Below are 18,723 nucleotides of genomic sequence, written 5' to 3' on the forward strand. Positions count from 1 at the left end.
TCAGGCGTCCAGCTTCGACAACTGCAGCAGCAAGCTGTCCAGCTGCTCGCGCAGGCCGTCGGTGACGCTCAGATCGATGCCGCTGCGGCACAGCAACTCCTCACGCAGCGGCAGCACCTTCCCGCGCAATGCCCCGCCTTCCGCCGTCAGCCCCAGATGCACTTCACGCTCGTCGTGCTGGGCACGCCGGCGCTGTACCAGGCCGAGCTGCTCCAGGCGCTTGAGCAGCGGTGTGAGAGTTCCGGAATCGAGCATCAGGCGCTCGCCCAGCGCCTTAACCGAAGGCTGCTGCGGCGGTTCGGCCTGCCACTCCCAAAGCACCAGCATGGCCAGGTACTGCGGGTAGGTCAGGCCAAGCGCTTCGAGCATCGGCCGGTAGCCGCGAATCACCGCGCGGGACACGGCATACAGGCGGAAGCACAGCTGGTTGTCCAGTTGCAGTTCGGCCGGCAGGGATACAGCGTCCTTCATCACAGCAGCGCTTCGATCTCGGCGGAGAGTTGCTCGGGTTTGGTGGTCGGGGCGAAACGCTTGACCAGCTTGCCGTCCTGGCCGATGAGGAACTTGGTGAAGTTCCACTTGATGCCCTGGCTGCCGAGCAGGCCGGGAGCACGCTTCTTCAGCTGCACGTAGAGCGGATGGGCCTCGGCGCCGTTGACGTCGATCTTCTTGAACAGCGGGAAGCTCACGCCGAAGTTCAGCTCGCAGAACTGGGTGATCTCTCCTTCATTGCCCGGCTCCTGCTTGCCGAACTGGTTGCAGGGGAAGCCGAGTACGACCAGGCCCTTGTCCTTGTATTGCTTCCAGAGCTTCTCCAGCCCCTTGTACTGCGGAGTGAAACCGCACTGGCTGGCGGTGTTCACCACCAGCAGGGCCTTGCCGCCGAAGTCGGCGAGGGTCTTCTGTTCGCCCTTGATGGTGGTCACGGGAATGTTCAGCAGTGCATCGCTCATCGGACATGGCTCCGGGGGAAAGTGGGAAGCCAAGAATAGTGATCAATTAAATTGCGTGCAACTCAATTGATCGCGAATCACCCAGCGATATGAAAGGCCTCAGCCTCGTCTGTAGGAGCGGGCCATGCCCGCGACCGGCCGCCAGGCCGGAATCAGCCCATGGCGACCGACCTCAGCCATGGCGTTCAGCGACAACAGCGGACGGTGTCCGCTGATCGCGGGCATGGCCCGCTCCTACAGGTGAGCGCCCAAAAGAAAAGGCCCGCTTGTGGCGGGCCTTGCGGTCACTCCTTGGGCACCAGCTTCAAGGATGCCGAGTTGATGCAGTAGCGCAGGCCGGTCGGCCGCGGACCGTCAGGGAAGACGTGGCCCAGGTGTGCGTCGCACTTGCCGCAGCGCACTTCGATGCGGTGCATGCCGTGGCTGAAGTCTTCCAGCTCCTTGACCACTTCGCCGTTCACCGGCTGGAAATAGCTCGGCCAGCCGCTGCCCGAGTCGTACTTGGCGTCGGAGTCGAACAGCGCCGTGCCGCAGCACACGCAGTGGTAGATGCCGGGGGTCTTGGTGTCGTGGTATTCGCCGGTGAAGGCGCGCTCGGTGCCGCCCAGACGGCAGACATGGAACTGCTCGTCGGTGAGTTCGTCACGCCAGGAATCCAGGGGCTTTTCCAGCTTTTCCATCGATCTGCCTCCATTAATGGAAAAAATGCCCGATGCCTCCTTTTCCGGGAATCGGGCCGCACGTATGATGCGCGTGGTTAACGTCAGGTTCAGAATCTGCCGCACAGCGACATTCTCGCGATAGAAAAGCCTTAAAAACTCTACTTTTTCGAGAATTCCACTGTTTTCCTGTCGATTTTCAGGGTCGACACCAGGGAAAAGCACTTCCGAACCCCTCATTTGACGCCAGTCTGTCACCCGCGTTACAGCCTGCCAAGTCGCCGGCCGCGGACTATTTCGGAATCCCAGATCATGCAGGTCACCAAATCGAACAAGCTCGCCAACGTCTGCTACGACATTCGCGGGCCCGTGCTCAAGCACGCCAAGCGCCTGGAAGAGGAAGGCCACCGCATCCTCAAGCTGAACATCGGCAACCCGGCGCCGTTCGGTTTCGAAGCGCCGGACGAAATCCTCCAGGACGTCATCCGCAACCTGCCGACCGCCCAGGGCTACAGCGACTCCAAGGGCCTGTTCAGCGCGCGCAAGGCAGTGATGCAGTACTACCAGCAGAAGCAGGTGGAAGGCGTCGGCATCGAGGACATCTACCTGGGCAACGGCGTGTCCGAGCTGATCGTCATGGCGCTCCAGGCACTGCTCAACAACGGTGACGAGGTGCTGATCCCGGCGCCCGACTACCCGCTGTGGACCGCCTCTGTCGCCCTCTCCGGCGGCAAGCCGGTGCACTACCTGTGCGACGAGCAGGCGGGCTGGTTCCCCGACGTCGCCGACATGAAGGCGAAGATCACCAGCAACACCAAGGCGCTGGTGCTGATCAACCCGAACAACCCCACCGGCGCGGTCTACTCCAGGGAAGTGCTGCTGGACATCGTCGAACTCGCGCGCCAGCACAACCTGGTGATCTTCTCCGACGAGATCTACGACAAGATCCTCTACGACGAGGCCCAGCACATTTCCACCGCCTCCCTGGCGCCGGACGTGCTCTGCCTGACTTTCAACGGCCTGTCCAAGTCCTACCGCGTGGCAGGCTTCCGCTCCGGCTGGATCGCCATTTCCGGCCCGAAACACAAGGCGCAGAGCTACATCGAGGGCCTGGACATCCTGGCCAACATGCGCCTGTGCGCCAACGTGCCGAGCCAGCACGCGATCCAGACTGCACTGGGCGGCTACCAGAGCATCAACGACCTGGTGCTGCCGGGCGGCCGCCTGCTGGAACAGCGCAACCGCGCCTGGGAGCTGCTCAACGACATCCCCGGCGTCAGCTGCGTGAAGCCCATGGGAGCGCTCTATGCCTTCCCGCGCATCGATCCGAAGGTCTGCCCGATCCACAACGACGAGAAGTTCGTTCTCGACCTGCTGCTTTCCGAGAAGTTGCTCATCGTTCAGGGCACCGCCTTCAACTGGCCCTGGCCGGATCACTTCCGGGTGGTTACCCTGCCGCGTGTCGATGACCTGGAACAGGCCATCGGACGCATCGGTAACTTCCTGAAAAGCTATCGCCAGTAAATCCTCGACAGTGAATCCCCGCGCATAAATGGACCTGCAGATCGACGACTTCTACAAGGATGCCGCTTCGGGCCTGCTGGCGCTCTACCAGGCCTTCCCGCGCAAGATCGCCCTCTACATCGAGGACCTGATCGGCCGGGAAGAGCCCGACGAGTTCGGCCTGCCCAGCACCCGCCACCAGAGTTGCCTGGGTGCGCTGCTGTGGCTGGCCGATGAAGGCTATCTGCGCTTCGAGGCAACCATTCGTTACGAAGCCCTCGACCAGGCGGTGCTCAGCGAAAAGGCCTTCATGCGCCTGACCCGGATCGTCCCCCACGCCGTGCGCGACGGCGAGGAACTGCCGCCCAGCGTGCGCCGCGACCAGGCCACGCTGGCCAACCAGTTGCGCGAAGCGCTGGCCGCCCGGCACGGGGAACGCATCGCGCGCCTGACCCGTCTACTCTTCGAGAGCGATCTCGGACGCTCGTAATACGAGCAAGCGACACAAGTTGAAATAGTCCCCGAGTTGAATCGCCTGGGGGCCAACCGTATATACCCCGCATACTATTCAGCGATCCCGTGCGTTACTGTGCCCGGCGATCCGGAAAGCCGCGTTCCACTGCGGTTTTCGCCAATGTCACCGTGAGGAGAAGCTTTACGCCATGATGCGCATCCTGTTGTTCCTGGCCACCAACCTGGCAGTTCTGGTGATCGCCAGCATCACCCTGAAACTGCTCGGCGTGGACCGTTTCACCGGCCAGAATTACGGTAGCCTTCTGATTTTCTGTGCCGTCTTCGGTTTCGCCGGCTCACTGGTTTCGCTGTTCATCTCCAAGTGGATGGCGAAGATGAGCACCGGCACCGAGATCATCAGCCAGCCGCGCACCCGCCACGAACAGTGGCTGCTGCAGACCGTCGAAGAACTGTCCCGCGAGGCCGGCATCAAGATGCCGGAGGTGGGCATTTTCCCCGCCTACGAAGCCAACGCCTTCGCCACCGGCTGGAACCGCAACGACGCACTGGTCGCGGTCAGCCAGGGCCTGCTCGAGCGCTTTTCCCCCGAAGAAGTGAAAGCCGTGCTGGCCCATGAGATCGGCCACGTGGCCAATGGTGACATGGTCACCCTGGCGCTGATCCAGGGCGTGGTGAACACCTTCGTGATGTTCTTCGCGCGCATCTTCGGCAACTTCGTCGACAAGGCGATCCTGAAGAACGAAGACGGCCCGGGCATCGGCTACTTCGTCGCGACCATCTTCGCCGAACTGGTCCTGGGTATCCTCGCCAGCATCATCGTCATGTGGTTCTCGCGCAAACGCGAATACCGCGCCGACGAAGCCGGTGCCCGCCTGGCCAGCACCGGCGCGATGATCGCCGCCCTGCAACGCCTGCGCGCCGAACAGGGTGTGCCGGTGCAGATGCCTGACACGCTGCAGGCCTTCGGCATCAACGGCAACCTCAAGCACGGCCTTGCCGGCCTGTTCATGAGCCACCCGCCGCTGGAAGACCGCATCGAAGCCCTGCGCGCCGCTGGCCGCTAAGCTTCAAGGCAATAAAAAGGGCGACCCTCGGGTCGCCCTTTTTCATGCCTGCGATTCAGCCGCGGCGCAGCGCGAACACCACCTCGTCCAGACAGCCAACACCGCGCTTGAGGAACTTCGGGTTGTCCGCCAGCACATCGAGGCGCTCCACCTCTTCCACTTCCCAGCCCTCGTCGAACAGCCCATGCACCTCGTTCGCCAACACAGCGAAGGGTGGGCCATCCATCTCGGCCTGGGGGTATTCCAGGGTCACCAGCAATCCACGGGCCTGGCGCGGCAGGATGGCCTGCAAATGGGCCGCGTAGTTCTCCCGCAGGTCCGGCGGCAAGGCGATCAGCGCTGCGCGGTCATACAGGCCGCTGCACTCGGCGACCTGCTCCGCCGTGACGTCGAAGAAGTCGCCCTGGAGAATCTCCAGACGCTCGTAGCTGTAACGACGCAGCGCGCCGTCCTGGGTAATCTGCGGAGTCACACCCAGTTCGACAAAGAAGTCGACCGCGGCCCGCTCGGCCAACTCGACCCCCAGCACGCGGTAACCCCATTGCGCCAGCCAGAGCATGTCCAGGCTCTTGCCACACAGCGGCACCAGCACCTGCGACTCCTCGGGCACCTCCAGGCTCGGCCAGTGGCGTTGCAGCCCGGGGTTCACCGCCTGCTGATGGAAACCGATTTCATTGCGCGCCCAGCGCGACTGCCAGAATTCATGCTGCATAGATCACCTGTTCAAACACTGCGCATGGCGCGCGGCAGCAGACAGCGCCACCAGGCGCCCCGCCTTTCTCGTTGTGCTTCCTCGGCATCGAGGATCTGCAGGCGCACCTGATCGCCACGGACCCGCTGCACGCAGATCCGGGTGCCATCGTCGAGGCGCAGGCACTCCCCTATTTCCAGCACGAGAACCTGATCGTTTTGCGGCATGACTAAATCCGATGCTCACCTAGGAAATTTCTGCAAACTTTACCGCATCGAACGAATGGCATCCTGTGAAATGCCCAGTGGAAGGCCGCATGAATTACTCTGCAATCCAGTTGGCAATTCCAACAAAACCCGATTCACCCGCGAATATTCCTACATTCAATCGACAGATCGGATCATTAGCTTCAAAAACCTATACTGGATTTCGATCTATAAGCGCGTGAACATGGAGGCATCCCAGAAGTGAGGTGCACCATGCTCCCTGCCCTTTTCATCTCCCACGGCTCTCCCATGCTCGCCCTCGACCCCGGCGCCAGCGATGCGCCCCTCAAGCGCCTGGCCCGCGAGCTGCCACGCCCGAAAGCCATCCTGGTGGTCTCCGCCCACTGGGAAACCCCGGACCTGCGCGTCACCGCATCGCCCAAGCCGGACACCTGGCACGACTTCTACGGCTTCCCTCCCGAGCTGCATGCCGTGCAGTACCCGGCCGCCGGCTCGCCGGAGCTGGCCCGGCGCGTCGTCGAACTGCTGGCCGAGGACGGCCTGCCGGCCACCCTCGATCCCGACCGTCCGCTGGATCATGGCGCCTGGGTGCCGCTGAGCCTGATGTACCCGGATGCCGATATCCCCGTCGTCCAGCTGTCCCTGCCCAGCCGTCTCGGCGCGCCCATGCAGCACCGCATCGGCGTGACCCTGCGGGCGCTGCGCGAGGAAGGCATCCTGCTGATCGGTTCGGGCAGCATCACCCACAACCTGGGCGAACTGGACTGGCACGCCGGCCCGGAAGTCATCACGCCCTGGGCCAAGGCCTTCCGCGACTGGATGGTGCAGCATCTGGAAGCCGACGACGAAGCCGCTCTGTTCGACTATCGCCAGCAGGCGCCGTACGCCGTGCGCAATCACCCGCGCGACGAGCACCTGCTGCCGCTGTACTTCGCCCGCGGCGCTGGCGGTTCGGCGATGACGGTGGAGCACGCCGGCTTTACCCTCGGCGCGCTGGGGATGGATATCTACCGCTTCGACTGAAGCTCGTGCAGGGATACCGGAAACGAAAAAGCCCCGCCAATGGCGGGGCTTTTTCATGCGCGGGGACTGACGGATCAGTCTTCGCGGTACCGACGCAGGCGCAGGGCCTTGCCAGCGACGCGGGTGTCCTTGAGCTTGGTCAGCAGACGGTCGAGGTTCTCTTCCGGCAGCTCGATCAGGCTGAAGGTCTCGCGGATCTGGATACGGCCGATGGCCTCGCGGGACAGGCCGCCCTCATTGAGGATGGCGCCCAGCAGGTTCTTCGCCTGTACACCGTCACGGGCGCCCAGGGCGGTACGGCAACGGGCCTTGCCTTCGGACGGCGGAGCCATGGTGCGCGGCGCGCCACTGCGCTCCGGGCGGTCACCACGCTCAGGACGATCACCACGCTCACTGCGCTCGTAACGATCGCTACGCTCGCGCGGGGCCGCCGGGGTCAGCGGCTGCTCGCGACGGACCGACTCCAGGTCCAGCGCCTTGCCTTCGGTCAGTTTGGCCAGCAGCACGGCGGCCAGGGTGTCCATGTCGGTACCCAGGCGACGGCACAGCTCGTCACGCACGGCGCCACGGCTGGCAACGGCGTTGGCCAGCAGCGGTTGCAGGCCGGTGGCCAGGCGGTTAAGGCGGGCTTCAAGCACGGTTTCGGCGTCCGGCAGGCGAACTTCGCCAACCTTCTGCCCGGTCACACGTTCGATCACCTGCAGCATGCGGCGCTCGCGCGGAGTCACCAGCAGCAGGGCGCGACCTTCGCGACCCGCACGGCCGGTACGGCCGATACGGTGTACGTAGGATTCCGGATCGTAGGGCATGTCCACGTTCAGTACGTGGGTGATACGCGCCACGTCGAGGCCGCGGGCGGCAACGTCGGTGGCGATGACGATGTCCAGCGAGCCGTCCTTGAGCGACTCGATCACGCGCTCACGCTGGGCCTGCGGCATGTCGCCGTTCAGCGCGGCGGCACGGTAGCCCTGGCGCTCGAGCAGCTCGGCGATGTCCAGGGTGGCCTGCTTGGTACGGACGAAGCCGATCAGCGCGTCGAACTGCTCGACTTCCAGCAGACGCAGGATCGAGGCCGGCTTCTGGTCGGCATGAACCATCAGGTGCGCCTGCTCGATGCGGGCGACGGTCTGGGTCTTGGCAGCGATGCGGACGTGCTTGGGTTCTTTCAGGTGACGTTCGGCGATGCTGCGGATCGAGGCCGGCAGGGTCGCGGAGAACAGCACGCTCTGGCGGCTGGACGGCATGGCTTCGAAGATCACTTCGAGGTCATCCATGAAGCCGAGCTTGAGCATTTCGTCCGCTTCGTCGAGCACCAGGCTCTTGACGGTGGACAGCAGATTTTCGTCGCGACGCAGGTGGTCGCACAGGCGGCCCGGAGTGGCGACCACTACCTGAGCGCCCTGGCGCAGGGCCTTCAGCTGCGGGCCCATGGGCGCGCCGCCGTAGACGGCGATGACGCCGACGCCCGGCATCTGCTTGGAGTAGGTTTCGAAAGCGGTGGCAACCTGCAGGGCCAGCTCGCGGGTCGGCACCAGCACCAGTACCTGCGGTACGCGGCGGCTCGGCTCGATCTGCGACAGCATTGGCAGCGCAAACGCGGCAGTCTTGCCGGTACCGGTCTGGGCCTGGCCGATCATGTCGTGGCCTTCGAGGATCACCGGGATCGACTGGGCCTGGATCGGCGACGGCTCTTCATAACCGACAGCGGCAATGGCAGCGAGAACATTGGGGTGAAGACCGAGCGCGGCGAAGCCGGCGGTTTCCTGGGTCATGGGTTTTGCCTCTAAGTACATCCGCAAAGACCCAATAGCCGAGCTGCGCATGCCCTGTACGACAATGAAGTCACCCAGGCAGCTGGAAGCGGGGATTTGCGAAATGAAGATTGGAAGAATGCGTCAAGGAAGTCCGCACTGCGGACACACAGACCGAGCCTGAAGCTGCGGAAAAATGCGGGATCCGAAACGAGGCCAGCGTTTGGCCGGCGCGTATCATACCGGAAAATCCTGACCAATGTGTTTCTTTTCGGAACATGCCCGGCGAACGGTCACTCCGTGGACAACACCGTCCCTGCCGGCTATACCGTGCAAGCCACCTGACCGGAGCCCGCCAATGACCGCCAGCAGCGAACCACGCATCACAGTCGAACGCCATGACCATGTCCTGCTGCTCGGCCTGAACCGGGTCGAAAAGCGCAACGCCTTCGACCTGGACATGCTCACCCAACTGGTGCTGGTCTTCGGCGAATACGAGCGCGACGACGACCTGCGCTGCGCCCTGGTGTTCGCCCACGGCGATCACTTCACCGCCGGCCTGGACCTGGCCAACATCGGCGAGACCTTCCGCACCGGCTGGACGATGCCTGAGGGCTCGGCTGATCCGTGGGGCACCTTCGGCGGCCGGCGCCTGACCAAGCCGCTGCTGGTGGCCGCGCAGGGCTACTGCTTCACCCTGGGCATCGAACTGATGCTCGCCGCCGACATCAACCTGTGCGCCAGCAACGCGCGCTTCGCCCAGCTCGAAGTGCAACGCGGCATCTTCCCCTTCGGCGGCGCCACCCTGCGCATGCACCAGGTGGCCGGCTGGGGCAACGCCATGCGCTGGCTGCTGACCGGCGACCCGTTCGACGCCCACGAGGCATATCGCATCGGCCTGGTGCAGGAAGTCACCGCGCCGGAAGAACTCATGCCCCGCGCCCTCTGGCTGGCCCAGCGAGTGGCTGCCCAGGCGCCGCTGGGTATCCGCGCGACACTTGCCTCAGCGCGCCGAAGCCTCGACGAGGGCGAGGAAGCAGCAGCGAAACTGCTGCCCGCCATGGCCAGCGAACTGCTGTCTACCGACGACGCCCAGGAAGGTTTGAAGGCCATGCTCGAGCGTCGCGAAGGCCGATTCCAGGGCAAGTGAGTGTGCCCGGAAAATCCAAAACGGAACCATCGTGCGAAAAGCGCTATATCCAAGGTATTAAAAACGCCTGGCAAGTCGCCATAATCCTTTAGTTTTTCCTTTTGATTCAAATACCTGCAAGACACAAAAGGGCTATATACAAGTTCCAATTTCGCGCCTGAAAACAAACCTCTAGAACTGACTCCAGAGCAGCGCAGCGGCTCGCCGGGATACCGAACCGGGCAGCCAGCTGACTGACGTTCTCATGGAGGAATTCGCTATGTCAGGTCCGATTCGTGTTTTCGCACTTTCCCTTCTCGTCGTTGCCCTCTCGCTGCAAGGCTGCAGCAGCCACGGCGGCAGCAGTCACCACCGCTCTTCCGATAGCAGCACCACCGACGACGGCTCCGGCTCCGGTTCCGGCGGCGATGGCAGTGGCGGCACCGGCGGGACCGGCGGTACTGGTGGCACGGGTGGAACCGATGGAACAGGCGGTACTGGCGGTACTGGCGGGACGGGCGGCACCGACGGAACCGGTGGCACCGGCGGAACAGGAGGCACTGGCGGCACCGGAGGAACGGGCGGCGGCGACGGCACCGGCGGCGGCACCACTCCGCCAGCCAGCACGACTGGCAATATTCTGACCAATACCGGCGAAGCGGTCTCCAATGTCGGCGATACCGTGAGCACTGTCGGCGCCGTGGTGAAAACAGTCGACCTGCCGGTGCTGGGCAATGGCGTCACGCAGAATGCCGGCACCCTGGTCCAGGAAGTCGGCGCCGGTGTGGACAGCGTCGGCACCGGCGTCACCAACGGCCTCGGCCAACTGGGCAACAACCCCAACGCCCTGGGCACCACCGTCGCCGGCGCCACCGGCCTGGTCAGTCATACCGGCGGCGCAGTCAGCAGCCTGGGCGACACCGTGGCGGCCATCGGCGATGCACCGGTGCTGGCCAACACCCCGCTCAACGGCGTGACCGGCCAGGTCGGAGCTCTGGTGGATGGCGTCGGCGGCAAGATCACCATGCTCGGCGACTCTCTCAGCGGCGCAGTCACCACCGGCCCGCTGAGCCAGCTGACCACCCAGCTCAGCGGCACCACCGCCGGACTGGTCGGCAAGGTCGAAGGAACCACTCGCGGCGTCGGCGCCGCCACCGGACTGGGAACGCCGGTGAACAACCTGTTGACCACCGTCGGCGGTGTTGTGACCCAGACAGGCAACCAGGTAGCCAGTGCGAATCCGGCGCTGGCACCGGTCGGCGGAATCGTCAGCGATGCGGGTCAGGCAGTCAGCGCCACCGGCGGCTTGGTCAATGGCAGCAATCCGGGCGGTGGTCTGCTCGGCAACGTTACCGGCGCACTGGGCGGCGCCACCGGCGGCAGTAATCCGGTGGGCGGCGTGGTCAGCGGCGTGACCGGTGCAGTGGGCGGCCTTACCGGCTCCCTCGGCGGCGCCACCGGCGGCAGCAATCCGGTGGGTGGCCTGGTCAGCGGCGTGACCGGCGCAGTGGGCGGCCTTACCGGTTCCCTGGGCGGCGCCACCGGCGGCAGCAATCCGGTGGGTGGCCTGGTCAGCGGTGTGACCGGCGCAGTGGGCGGTCTCACCGGTTCTCTGGCTGGCGCCGCTGGCGGCAGCAACCCGGTAGGCGGCCTGGTCAACGGCGTGGCCGGCACCGTCGGCGGCGTGACCAGCAGTCTCACCGGCGGTGGCGGCCTGGTCGCCGGGGCAGGCGTGGGCATCGGCAGCAACAGCCAGGGTTCGGGCGTGGCAGTCGGCGCAGGTGCCGGTACGACTGGCGGTACCAGCGGTCAGGGAGGCCTGCTGGGCAATACGCTGGGCGCCGTGGGTGGCGCGTTGGGTGGTGTGACTGGCGGACTGGGTGGTGGATTGGCGATCGGTACGCCCAAGCAATAATCCGAATTACACCCATACTGTGATAACCAGGAGCCACCCACGGCTCCTGGTCCCTTTTCGAAGTCGGTCTCATGGAGGAGCCAGATGCGCAAACTTGCTGTCCTGCCCCTGTTGTTGGCTGCACCTTTCGCCTGGGCCGAGCGCCCGATCCAGCTTCCCGGCTCCGATATCGAACAGACCCTCCCCCGCCCCAACCTGCCCGATGGCGAACTTCGCCCGAAGGCCCCCAAGGTCACCACGCCGCAGCCGGCGGCCAGCCAGCCGGTGCAGATTCTCCAGCAACGCATCCAGATCAAGCGCATCGAGCTGGCCGGCGGCAAGCACTACCCCGTCGCCACCTGGAAACCGCTGCTGGAACCGCTGACCAAACGCACCATCCAGGTCAGCGAACTGGTGGCGGCGGCCAAGGCCATCACCCGGCGTTACCAGGACGATGGCTACTTCATTTCCTTCGCCTACGTGCCGAACCAGAATTTCAACAACGGCGTTGCGCGCATCGTGCTGGTCGAAGGCCATATCACCCAGGTCCGCAGCAACGGCGATCTGGGCGTGCACCAGGCGCGGGTGGACCGCTGGATCGACAAGCTCAAGTCCGAGAAACCGCTGACCCGCGAGAGCTTCGAGCGCTTCAGCGTGCTGATGAGCCGGGTGCCGGGCCTGCAGCTGGCCATGGCGCTCAACCCGCCCACCACCAGCGATGGCGGGGCGGTGCTGGAACTGGCCGGCAAGCAGAAGCGCTTCGACACCGGCATGAACCTGGATTCACGGCGCAACCAGCAGCGCGGCATCTTCAACGCCGAGGTGATGTCGATACTCGGCTGGGGCGAGCAGCTGCAGTACAGCTACCTTTATCCGCCGGGCGACGACCACGAGTACTACCGCGCCTGGAACTACAGCCAGTTGCTGGGCGACAACGGTGTTCAGCTGCAGGCCGGCTACTCCAAGTACAACTCGCGCCCGGGCGACAACCTGCGCCTGGCCAGCGGCCTGGAGTTCGAGCGGCACCGGCAGAACGAGCGGGTCAGCGCCGGCCTTGGCCTGCCACTGATGCTGCGCCGCGACCTCACCTGGGACGTCACCCTGCGCGGCTACACGGTGAACGACTCCAGCCGTTACGACCTGGTCTATCCGGACATCCCCTACCGCATCGAGCAAAAGAGCAAGCTGCGGGTGGTCGGTGTGGAAACCGTCGTCCAGCAGTTCGTCGAGAAGCGCGTGCGCGCCGGCAGCCTTGCGGTCTACCAGGGCCTCAACGGCATGGGCGCTGAAACCCCGGAACCGGTGAAGAAGGACTTCACCCGCCTGCTCGGCTACGGTGCGCAGCAGGATCAGTTCGGCTCCAACTGGCAGGGCGTGGTGACCGCCGCGTTCCAGTGGAGCGACGACGTGCTGCCGGACTCCGAGCAGGTCACCTACGGCGGCGCCAACTTCGGTCGCGGCTACCCCGATGACCAGGCCTCCGGCGACAAGGGCTGGGGGGCCGCCTACGAGGTGAACTATTCCTTCCTGCGGCAGAGTACCCTGCTCAGCCAGATCCAGCCTTACGTGGTCGCCGACACCGCGCGCACTCATTACAACCAGGACGGACTGACCGAAGCCAAGCTCGGCTCGGCGGCGATCGGTGTGCGCTTCTCCGACCGCAAGCACTACCTGGTGTCGGCGGAAGTGGCCAAGCCCTTCGGCGACCGCGCGCTGGACAACAACGAACGCAGCCCGCGGCTGAACTTCGCCTTCAGTTACCAGTTCCCCTGACGCCTTCCGTTGCAGAGACTCACTGCGCCGGGCGCAGCGACTCGATGTAGGTGCGCAGCGAATAGCCCAGCTTCGGTTCGAGCTGGCCGACGCGCTTCTTCAGGCCGCGCAGGTTGAGCTTCTGGTCCAGCTCGGCGGGCACGAAGACGATCACGTTGCCTTCGGGTACCGGGCATTCCCAGTAATGCCGGTTGAAGCGCCCGCGCAGCAGCGCAGCGCCCAGCGGCCGACCATCATCGGTGCTCCACTGGTTGATCACCAGCCAGCCGCCAGGCCGCAGGCGCTCGCGGCAGGCGCCGAGGAAGTCCCAGCCGATATGCGCCGGCGCGGGGCCGGTGTCGGTGTAGAGGTCGAGGAAGATCAGGTCTGCCGGCTCGCACTCGGCCAGCTCCTGTACGGCGTCGCCGATGCGCAGGTTCAGGCGCTGGTCGTCCACCAGCCCGAGGTGCTCGCGGGCCAGGCGCGGGATGGACGGGCGCAGCTCGATGGCTTCCACCTCTTCCAGCGGCAGGTGCTTCAGGCAGGCCTGGGTCAGGCTGCCCGCACCGAAGCCGAGGAACAGCGCGCGGCGCGGGCGCGAATGGCACAGCGCGCCGACCAGCATGGCGCGCGAGTAGTCGTACTCCAGCCAGCTCGGGTCACCCATCAGCACGCAGCTCTGCTCGACCTCATCGCCGAACTCCAGGTAGCGGAAGGCGCCACTCTCGACGACGCGGATCACGCCGAAGTCATCGCGCTCCTCGACGATCAGCAGTTCTTCGTTAAGCGGCTGTTCGTCCAGCAGTTCCTCGCTCATGACCGGCTCCGGGCGGAAGCGATCATGACCATGCGATCCGCCGGGAGCGGCGAACGGCACGGATTGCCATTGAAATACAGGGGCTCGCGCACGCAATAATCCTTCGAATCAAGACGGCCAGCCACGACCGCCAGGTCGGCAAAGCCGCAAGAATAACAGCCCAAGAGGCACAACCGAGCATGCACCAGCACAACGCCCTGCGCGATTCAGCCCAGCGACACTCTGCCCCAGCGTAATTTCGCCATCAGTACGCTCGCGCGTGCTGCGCAGGCGGCTGATCGTTTTCCAGCGTTCCCCTTGGACAAGGATGTCCGCCCCTCTCCCTCCCCCCCACCCGCGCCGCGCGGGGCAAAAGCCGAGCTGATACCATGGGCGGATACCGTCCACAGCCGCGAAGATCTGCCGATGAGCCTGCCCTGGAGCCCCGATAGCTGGAGAAGCAAGCCGATCCAGCAACAGCCCGCCTACCCCGACGCCAACCGCGTGAGCGACGTCGAGCGCACCCTGGCCAGCTTCCCGCCGCTGGTGTTCGCCGGCGAGGCGCGCGAGCTGCGCCGGCAGTTCGCCGAGGTCACCGCCGGCCGCGCCTTCCTGCTGCAGGGTGGCGACTGCGCCGAAAGCTTCGCCGAGTTCTCCGCAGCGAAGATCCGCGACACCTTCAAGGTGCTGCTGCAGATGGCCGTGGTGATGACCTTCGCCGCCGGCTGTCCGGTAGTGAAGGTCGGGCGCATGGCCGGGCAGTTCGCCAAGCCGCGCTCCTCGGGCGATGAAACCATCGGCGGCGTGACCCTGCCCGCCTACCGCGGCGACATCGTCAACGGCATCGGCTTCGACGAGAAGAGCCGCGTGCCGGACCCGGAACGCCTGCTGCAGGCCTACCACCAGTCCACCGCCTCGCTGAACCTGCTGCGCGCCTTCGCCGGCGGCGGCTTCGCCGACCTGCACCAGGTGCACCAGTGGAACCTGGACTTCATCGCCAACTCGGCGCTGTCCGAGCGCTACCAGCAACTGGCCGACCGCATCGACGAGACCCTCGCCTTCATGCGCGCCTGCGGCCTGGATACCGCCCCGCAACTGCGCGAGACCAGTTTCTTCACCGCCCACGAAGCGCTGCTGCTGAACTACGAGGAAGCCTTCATCCGCCGCGACAGCCTCACCGGCGGCTGGTACGACTGCTCGGCGCACATGCTGTGGATCGGTGACCGCACCCGCCAGCTCGACGGCGCCCATGTGGAAATGCTCCGCGGCGTCGGCAACCCCATCGGCGTGAAGGTCGGCCCGAGCATGAACAGCGAGGAGCTGATCCGCCTGATCGACATCCTCAACCCGGACAACGAACCCGGCCGCCTCAACCTCATCGTGCGCATGGGCGCAGACAAGGTCGGCGACGGCCTGCCACGCCTGATCCAGACCGTGCAGCGTGAGGGCAAGCAGGTGCTGTGGAGTTCCGACCCCATGCACGGCAACACCATCAAGGCCTCCAGCGGCTACAAGACCCGTGATTTCGCGCGCATCCTCGCCGAGGTCCGGCAGTTCTTCGAGGTGCACCAGGCCGAGGGCAGCTACGCCGGCGGCATCCACATCGAGATGACCGGGCAGAACGTCACCGAGTGCATCGGCGGCGCGCGGCCGATCACCGAGGACGGTCTGAGCGATCGCTACCACACCCACTGCGACCCGCGCCTGAACGCCGACCAGTCGCTGGAGCTGGCCTTCCTCATCGCGGAAACCCTGAAGCAGGTTCGCCGCTGAATCCGACACGGGTCTCAGAGCAATCCTAAAACTGCCTCCGTTGATTGACGGTACCGGGGCGCCTACCTAGAGTGGCGCCCCGCGCGGCAGCCGCCGCGCCATGGAAACCGTCAACCAAGGAAGACCCCGATGCAACTGCACCGCTCCCTCCTCGCCCTCGTCATTGGCGCCGCCGCAGCCCTCTCCGGCTGCCAGAACGTGAACACCGACAGCCTCATGCAGTCCGGCATGCTGGCCGTGAAGGCCGCCACCCTGAGCGACGCCGAGATCAAGCAGGTCGCCGAGGAAGCCTGCGCCAAGCAGGACGCCGAAGCGCAGATCGCGCCGGCCTCCAGCCCCTATACCCAGCGCCTGGACAAGATCGCCGCCGCACTGGGCAACCCGCTGACCGGCACCGCGGTCAACTACAAGGTCTACCTCACCGACGATGTCAACGCCTTCGCCATGGCCAACGGCTGCGTGCGCGTCTACTCCGGCCTGATGGACCTGATGAACGACAACGAAGTGGAAGGAGTGGTCGGCCACGAGATCGGCCACGTCGCCCTGGGCCATATCAAGAAGGCCACCCAGACCGCCTACGCAGCCGCCTCCGCTCGCAACGCCGCTGCCGCCTCGGGCAATGCCACCGTGGCCGCGCTGTCGCAGTCGCAGCTGGGCGAAATCGGTGAAGCACTGGTCAACGCACAGTTCTCCCAGTCCCAGGAGTCGGCCGCCGACGACTACTCCTTCGACCTGCTGAAGAAGCGCGGCATCCCGCTGGAAGGCCTGGCCACCGCCTTCGACAAGCTGGCCAAGCTGAGCGGCGGCCAGGAGAGCAGCATGTTCGACTCGCACCCCGGCTCGCAGCAGCGCGCGGACCACATCCGCCAGCGCATCGCCAGCGGCAAGTGATCCTGGACGGGCCTCTGCGGAGGCCCGTTCGTTCTCAGGCCTGCGCCAGCAACCCTTGCAGGCGCTCGCCGGACGGCCGCCGGCAGTTCACCGCCACCCGCCCCAGCCCGAGCCAGTTCGCCAGCTCGCCCAGTTGCTGCGCCAGCGCGGCGTGCCCCTCTTCGCCCAGCCCCTTTTCCTCTTCGTGGACGGCATGCACCACCAGCTTGCCGGCAGCGCGATCGGAGCGCAGATCGACCCGCGCCGCCAGGCGTTCGTCGAACAGGAATGGCAACACGTAGTAGCCGTAAATCCGCTTGTGCTGCGGCGTGTAGATCTCAAGACGGTAGCGGAAGTCGAACAGTCGCTCGGTGCGGGCGCGCTCCCAGACCAGCGAATCGAAAGGCGACAGCAAGGCACTGGCGCGCACCTTGCGCGGAATCACCGGGTCCGCGAGGCAGTACGCCGGGGCTTGCCAACCCTGGACCTGTACCGGCAGCAGATCGCCCGCCTCCACCAGCTCGGCCAGTCGCGCTTTGCTGTCGGCGGGATCGAGGCGGAAGTAATCACGCAGGTCTTTCTCGGTAGCCACACCCAGCGCCTGTGCCGAATGCAGCAGCAACTGGCGCTGCGCCTCGCCTTCGTCCAGCTCGGGCAGTTGCAGCAGGCCGGCGGGCAGGACGCGCTCCGGCAGGTCGTACAGGCGCTCGAAGCCGCGCCGGCCGGCGACCGTCACCTCCCCGGCGGCGAACAGCCACTCCAGCGCGTGCTTCTCGTCGCTCCAGTCCCACCAGGGGCCGGCGCGCTCTTCGCGGGTGGTCAGGCTGCCGGCTCCCAGCGCGCCCTGCTCGCGCACGGCGTCGAGCACTCGCTGGATCACCGGCTGCTGCTCACGCCCGAAACGCGCCAGCTGTTGATAGATACCGCGCCCCTCGGCCGCGCGGCGCATGCGCCAGCGCATCAGCGGGTAGAGCTCCAGCGGCAGCAGCGAGGCTTCATGCCCCCAGTACTCGAACAGCCGGCGATGCCGTCCGCCACTCCAGGCAGCTTCTTCCAGCAGCGTCGGCGAGTAGTTGCCCAGTCGAGAGAACAGCGGCAGGTAGTGCGAGCGCACCAGCGCGTTCACCGAGTCGATCTGCAGCACACCCAGGCGCTCCAGCAGGCTGCGCACATGGCGGCGCTGCACCTCGCCGCCGGGCTTGCGCAGGGTGAAGCCCTGGGCGGCCAGGGCCAGTCGGCGGGCCTGCTTGAGGGACAAGGATTCGACGGTCGGCATCGTGGACTCCGGGGCTGGGCGAGCCCTAGAGCCTAACGCCAATCACGCTGCCTGGCTGCATCAGGCCGGTTCGCCGAGTCGCGTGGGCATCGGGAAGGGACGTGCAAAAGTGAAGACGTCCGCCGAAGGGCCTTCCAACCGCAGGCGCTCCAGCCGCTCGCGGGCCATCGTCACATCCGGCAATTCGCCTTCGGGCAGCCACCAGAGCGCGAGGCTCGGCGAAGGCAGGCGCTCCATCCAGTCGCGCTTGCTGCGCAGCACCTGCAGGTGCTCGCCGGCATAGACATACTCCTTCAGCGCCTCCACCGATTCCCACACCGACAGGTTGACGATGATCAGCGGGTCGTCGAAGACGCGAATGGCGGTGGCGTCACCCTCCTCCGTCAGCAGGCGCCAGACGAAACCGGGGCTGCGCTCGGCGAGGGCGTTGATGTGATCGAGCTGATCGACGAACCCCTTCATCAGGGGATGATCCAGCGATGCGCGGGCCTTGGCGATGTTGACCTGGGCGAGATGGTACTGGGTGGACATGGGCTTCCTTGTCATGTGGCGGGACGGGCTGGCAGAAGCGGACGACACGGCGAGGATCCGTGCCGCCCGGTGCTATCAACGGCGGACATACTCCGCCCAGAACGGACGCTCGACTTCCTGCTGGATGTCGGCACGGCTCAGGCCGATGTCCTTGAGCGCCTCATCGCTCATGGTCGCCAGTTCACGGCGCTGGCGAGCCAGTTCGTGCCAGTGCAGGACACGTTGCACGGCGCGCTTCCACAACGGTGCGGCCGGCACTTTATGGACATGGTAGGACGCTGCTACGAAACCGAGTTGACCTTTCATCATGCTTCCCTCCCTGTGGGGTTGGATGCAGTTTCAGGCTCGCGCTAAGAT

The 18,723-nt window shown here is 65.5% G+C and carries 19 protein-coding genes and 1 pseudogene; 9 read left to right on the forward strand and 11 right to left on the reverse strand.

The features are described from left to right. The 4 genes from J2T47_RS15570 to msrB all read right to left on the reverse strand — a co-directional run bounded on the left by J2T47_RS15570 (position 1) and on the right by msrB (position 1,633). Entirely contained in the window at positions 1–471 is a 471-nt protein-coding gene (locus J2T47_RS15570) for a MarR family winged helix-turn-helix transcriptional regulator (RefSeq protein WP_253448419.1), read from the reverse strand. Then, positions 471–953, reverse strand: coding sequence for a glutathione peroxidase (locus J2T47_RS15575; RefSeq protein ID WP_253448423.1), 483 nt, complete (start codon positions 951–953; stop codon positions 471–473). The genes J2T47_RS15570 and J2T47_RS15575 overlap by 1 nt, the downstream gene beginning before the upstream one ends. Before the next feature lie 99 nt (positions 954–1,052). Then, complete coding sequence (locus tag J2T47_RS29225; protein ID WP_301295557.1) at positions 1,053–1,178, reverse strand: hypothetical protein; 126 nt, start codon at positions 1,176–1,178, stop codon at positions 1,053–1,055. 59 nt (positions 1,179–1,237) lie between these two features. Continuing rightward, positions 1,238–1,633: a peptide-methionine (R)-S-oxide reductase MsrB gene (gene msrB / locus J2T47_RS15580; RefSeq protein WP_081518626.1), complete on the reverse strand. Its 396-nt coding sequence runs from the start codon at positions 1,631–1,633 to the stop codon at positions 1,238–1,240. 291 nt (positions 1,634–1,924) lie between these two features. Between msrB and J2T47_RS15585 the strand changes: the two genes are divergently transcribed. The 3 genes from J2T47_RS15585 (at position 1,925) to htpX (ending at position 4,653) form a co-directional block, all read left to right on the forward strand. Next, entirely contained in the window at positions 1,925–3,136 is a 1,212-nt protein-coding gene (locus tag J2T47_RS15585) for a pyridoxal phosphate-dependent aminotransferase (protein ID WP_253448427.1), read from the forward strand. 28 nt (positions 3,137–3,164) lie between these two features. Beyond that, positions 3,165–3,605 (forward strand): hypothetical protein, encoded by a 441-nt coding sequence (locus tag J2T47_RS15590; protein WP_253448430.1) that lies wholly within the window; start codon positions 3,165–3,167, stop codon positions 3,603–3,605. A 172-nt stretch (positions 3,606–3,777) separates the two neighbouring features. Then, on the forward strand, positions 3,778–4,653 hold the full coding sequence (htpX, locus tag J2T47_RS15595) for a protease HtpX (protein WP_081518629.1): 876 nt from the start codon (positions 3,778–3,780) through the stop codon (positions 4,651–4,653). A 55-nt stretch (positions 4,654–4,708) separates the two neighbouring features. Here the strand turns inward: htpX and J2T47_RS15600 are convergent, their stop codons facing one another. Both J2T47_RS15600 and J2T47_RS15605 read right to left on the reverse strand, forming a co-directional pair. Then, entirely contained in the window at positions 4,709–5,365 is a 657-nt protein-coding gene (locus tag J2T47_RS15600; protein ID WP_253448433.1) for a thiopurine S-methyltransferase, read from the reverse strand. 11 nt (positions 5,366–5,376) lie between these two features. Beyond that, positions 5,377–5,571, reverse strand: a complete 195-nt coding sequence (locus J2T47_RS15605; RefSeq protein ID WP_253448436.1) for a hypothetical protein — start codon at positions 5,569–5,571, stop codon at positions 5,377–5,379. Between the two features lie 252 nt (positions 5,572–5,823). Between J2T47_RS15605 and J2T47_RS15610 the strand changes: the two genes are divergently transcribed. Beyond that, entirely contained in the window at positions 5,824–6,594 is a 771-nt protein-coding gene (locus J2T47_RS15610; RefSeq protein ID WP_253448440.1) for a DODA-type extradiol aromatic ring-opening family dioxygenase, read from the forward strand. Positions 6,595–6,668: 74 nt separating this feature from the next. Here the strand turns inward: J2T47_RS15610 and J2T47_RS15615 are convergent. Further along, positions 6,669–8,401: pseudogene (locus J2T47_RS15615) on the reverse strand (DEAD/DEAH box helicase). 302 nt (positions 8,402–8,703) lie between these two features. Between J2T47_RS15615 and J2T47_RS15620 the strand changes: the two are divergent. The 3 genes from J2T47_RS15620 (at position 8,704) to J2T47_RS15630 (ending at position 13,141) form a co-directional block, all read left to right on the forward strand. After that, positions 8,704–9,495 carry a crotonase/enoyl-CoA hydratase family protein gene (locus tag J2T47_RS15620; RefSeq protein WP_253448443.1) on the forward strand — a complete coding sequence of 264 codons (792 nt, stop codon included), beginning with the start codon at positions 8,704–8,706 and terminating at the stop codon, positions 9,493–9,495. Between the two features lie 259 nt (positions 9,496–9,754). Further along, entirely contained in the window at positions 9,755–11,389 is a 1,635-nt protein-coding gene (locus J2T47_RS15625) for a collagen-like triple helix repeat-containing protein (RefSeq protein ID WP_253448447.1), read from the forward strand. Between the two features lie 84 nt (positions 11,390–11,473). Continuing rightward, the gene (locus J2T47_RS15630) at positions 11,474–13,141 is read left to right on the forward strand and encodes a ShlB/FhaC/HecB family hemolysin secretion/activation protein (protein WP_253448451.1); all 1,668 of its coding nucleotides are present in this window, start codon (positions 11,474–11,476) and stop codon (positions 13,139–13,141) included. Positions 13,142–13,160: 19 nt separating this feature from the next. Here the strand turns inward: J2T47_RS15630 and J2T47_RS15635 are convergent, their stop codons facing one another. Then, on the reverse strand, positions 13,161–13,937 hold the full coding sequence (locus J2T47_RS15635; RefSeq protein ID WP_253448455.1) for a spermidine synthase: 777 nt from the start codon (positions 13,935–13,937) through the stop codon (positions 13,161–13,163). Between the two features lie 405 nt (positions 13,938–14,342). On the opposite strand from J2T47_RS15635, the gene J2T47_RS15640 reads away from it, so the two are divergent. Further along, complete coding sequence (locus J2T47_RS15640; protein WP_253448458.1) at positions 14,343–15,689, forward strand: class II 3-deoxy-7-phosphoheptulonate synthase; 1,347 nt, start codon at positions 14,343–14,345, stop codon at positions 15,687–15,689. A 129-nt stretch (positions 15,690–15,818) separates the two neighbouring features. Continuing rightward, entirely contained in the window at positions 15,819–16,580 is a 762-nt protein-coding gene (locus J2T47_RS15645) for a M48 family metalloprotease (protein WP_253448461.1), read from the forward strand. A 34-nt stretch (positions 16,581–16,614) separates the two neighbouring features. On the opposite strand, the gene J2T47_RS15650 is transcribed toward J2T47_RS15645, so the two are convergent. The 3 genes from J2T47_RS15650 to J2T47_RS15660 all read right to left on the reverse strand — a co-directional run bounded on the left by J2T47_RS15650 (position 16,615) and on the right by J2T47_RS15660 (position 18,675). After that, positions 16,615–17,835 (reverse strand): winged helix-turn-helix domain-containing protein, encoded by a 1,221-nt coding sequence (locus J2T47_RS15650; protein ID WP_253448465.1) that lies wholly within the window; start codon positions 17,833–17,835, stop codon positions 16,615–16,617. A gap of 60 nt (positions 17,836–17,895) precedes the next feature. Next, positions 17,896–18,366 (reverse strand): DUF3291 domain-containing protein, encoded by a 471-nt coding sequence (locus J2T47_RS15655; RefSeq protein WP_253448469.1) that lies wholly within the window; start codon positions 18,364–18,366, stop codon positions 17,896–17,898. Positions 18,367–18,441: 75 nt separating this feature from the next. Then, complete coding sequence (locus J2T47_RS15660; protein WP_437180987.1) at positions 18,442–18,675, reverse strand: DUF1127 domain-containing protein; 234 nt, start codon at positions 18,673–18,675, stop codon at positions 18,442–18,444. Positions 18,676–18,723 lie beyond the last annotated feature (48 nt).

Origin of the sequence: Pseudomonas nitroreducens, from assembly GCF_024170165.1 — a bacterium.
In the GTDB taxonomy this organism is placed as follows: Bacteria; Pseudomonadota; Gammaproteobacteria; order Pseudomonadales; family Pseudomonadaceae; genus Pseudomonas; species Pseudomonas nitroreducens_C.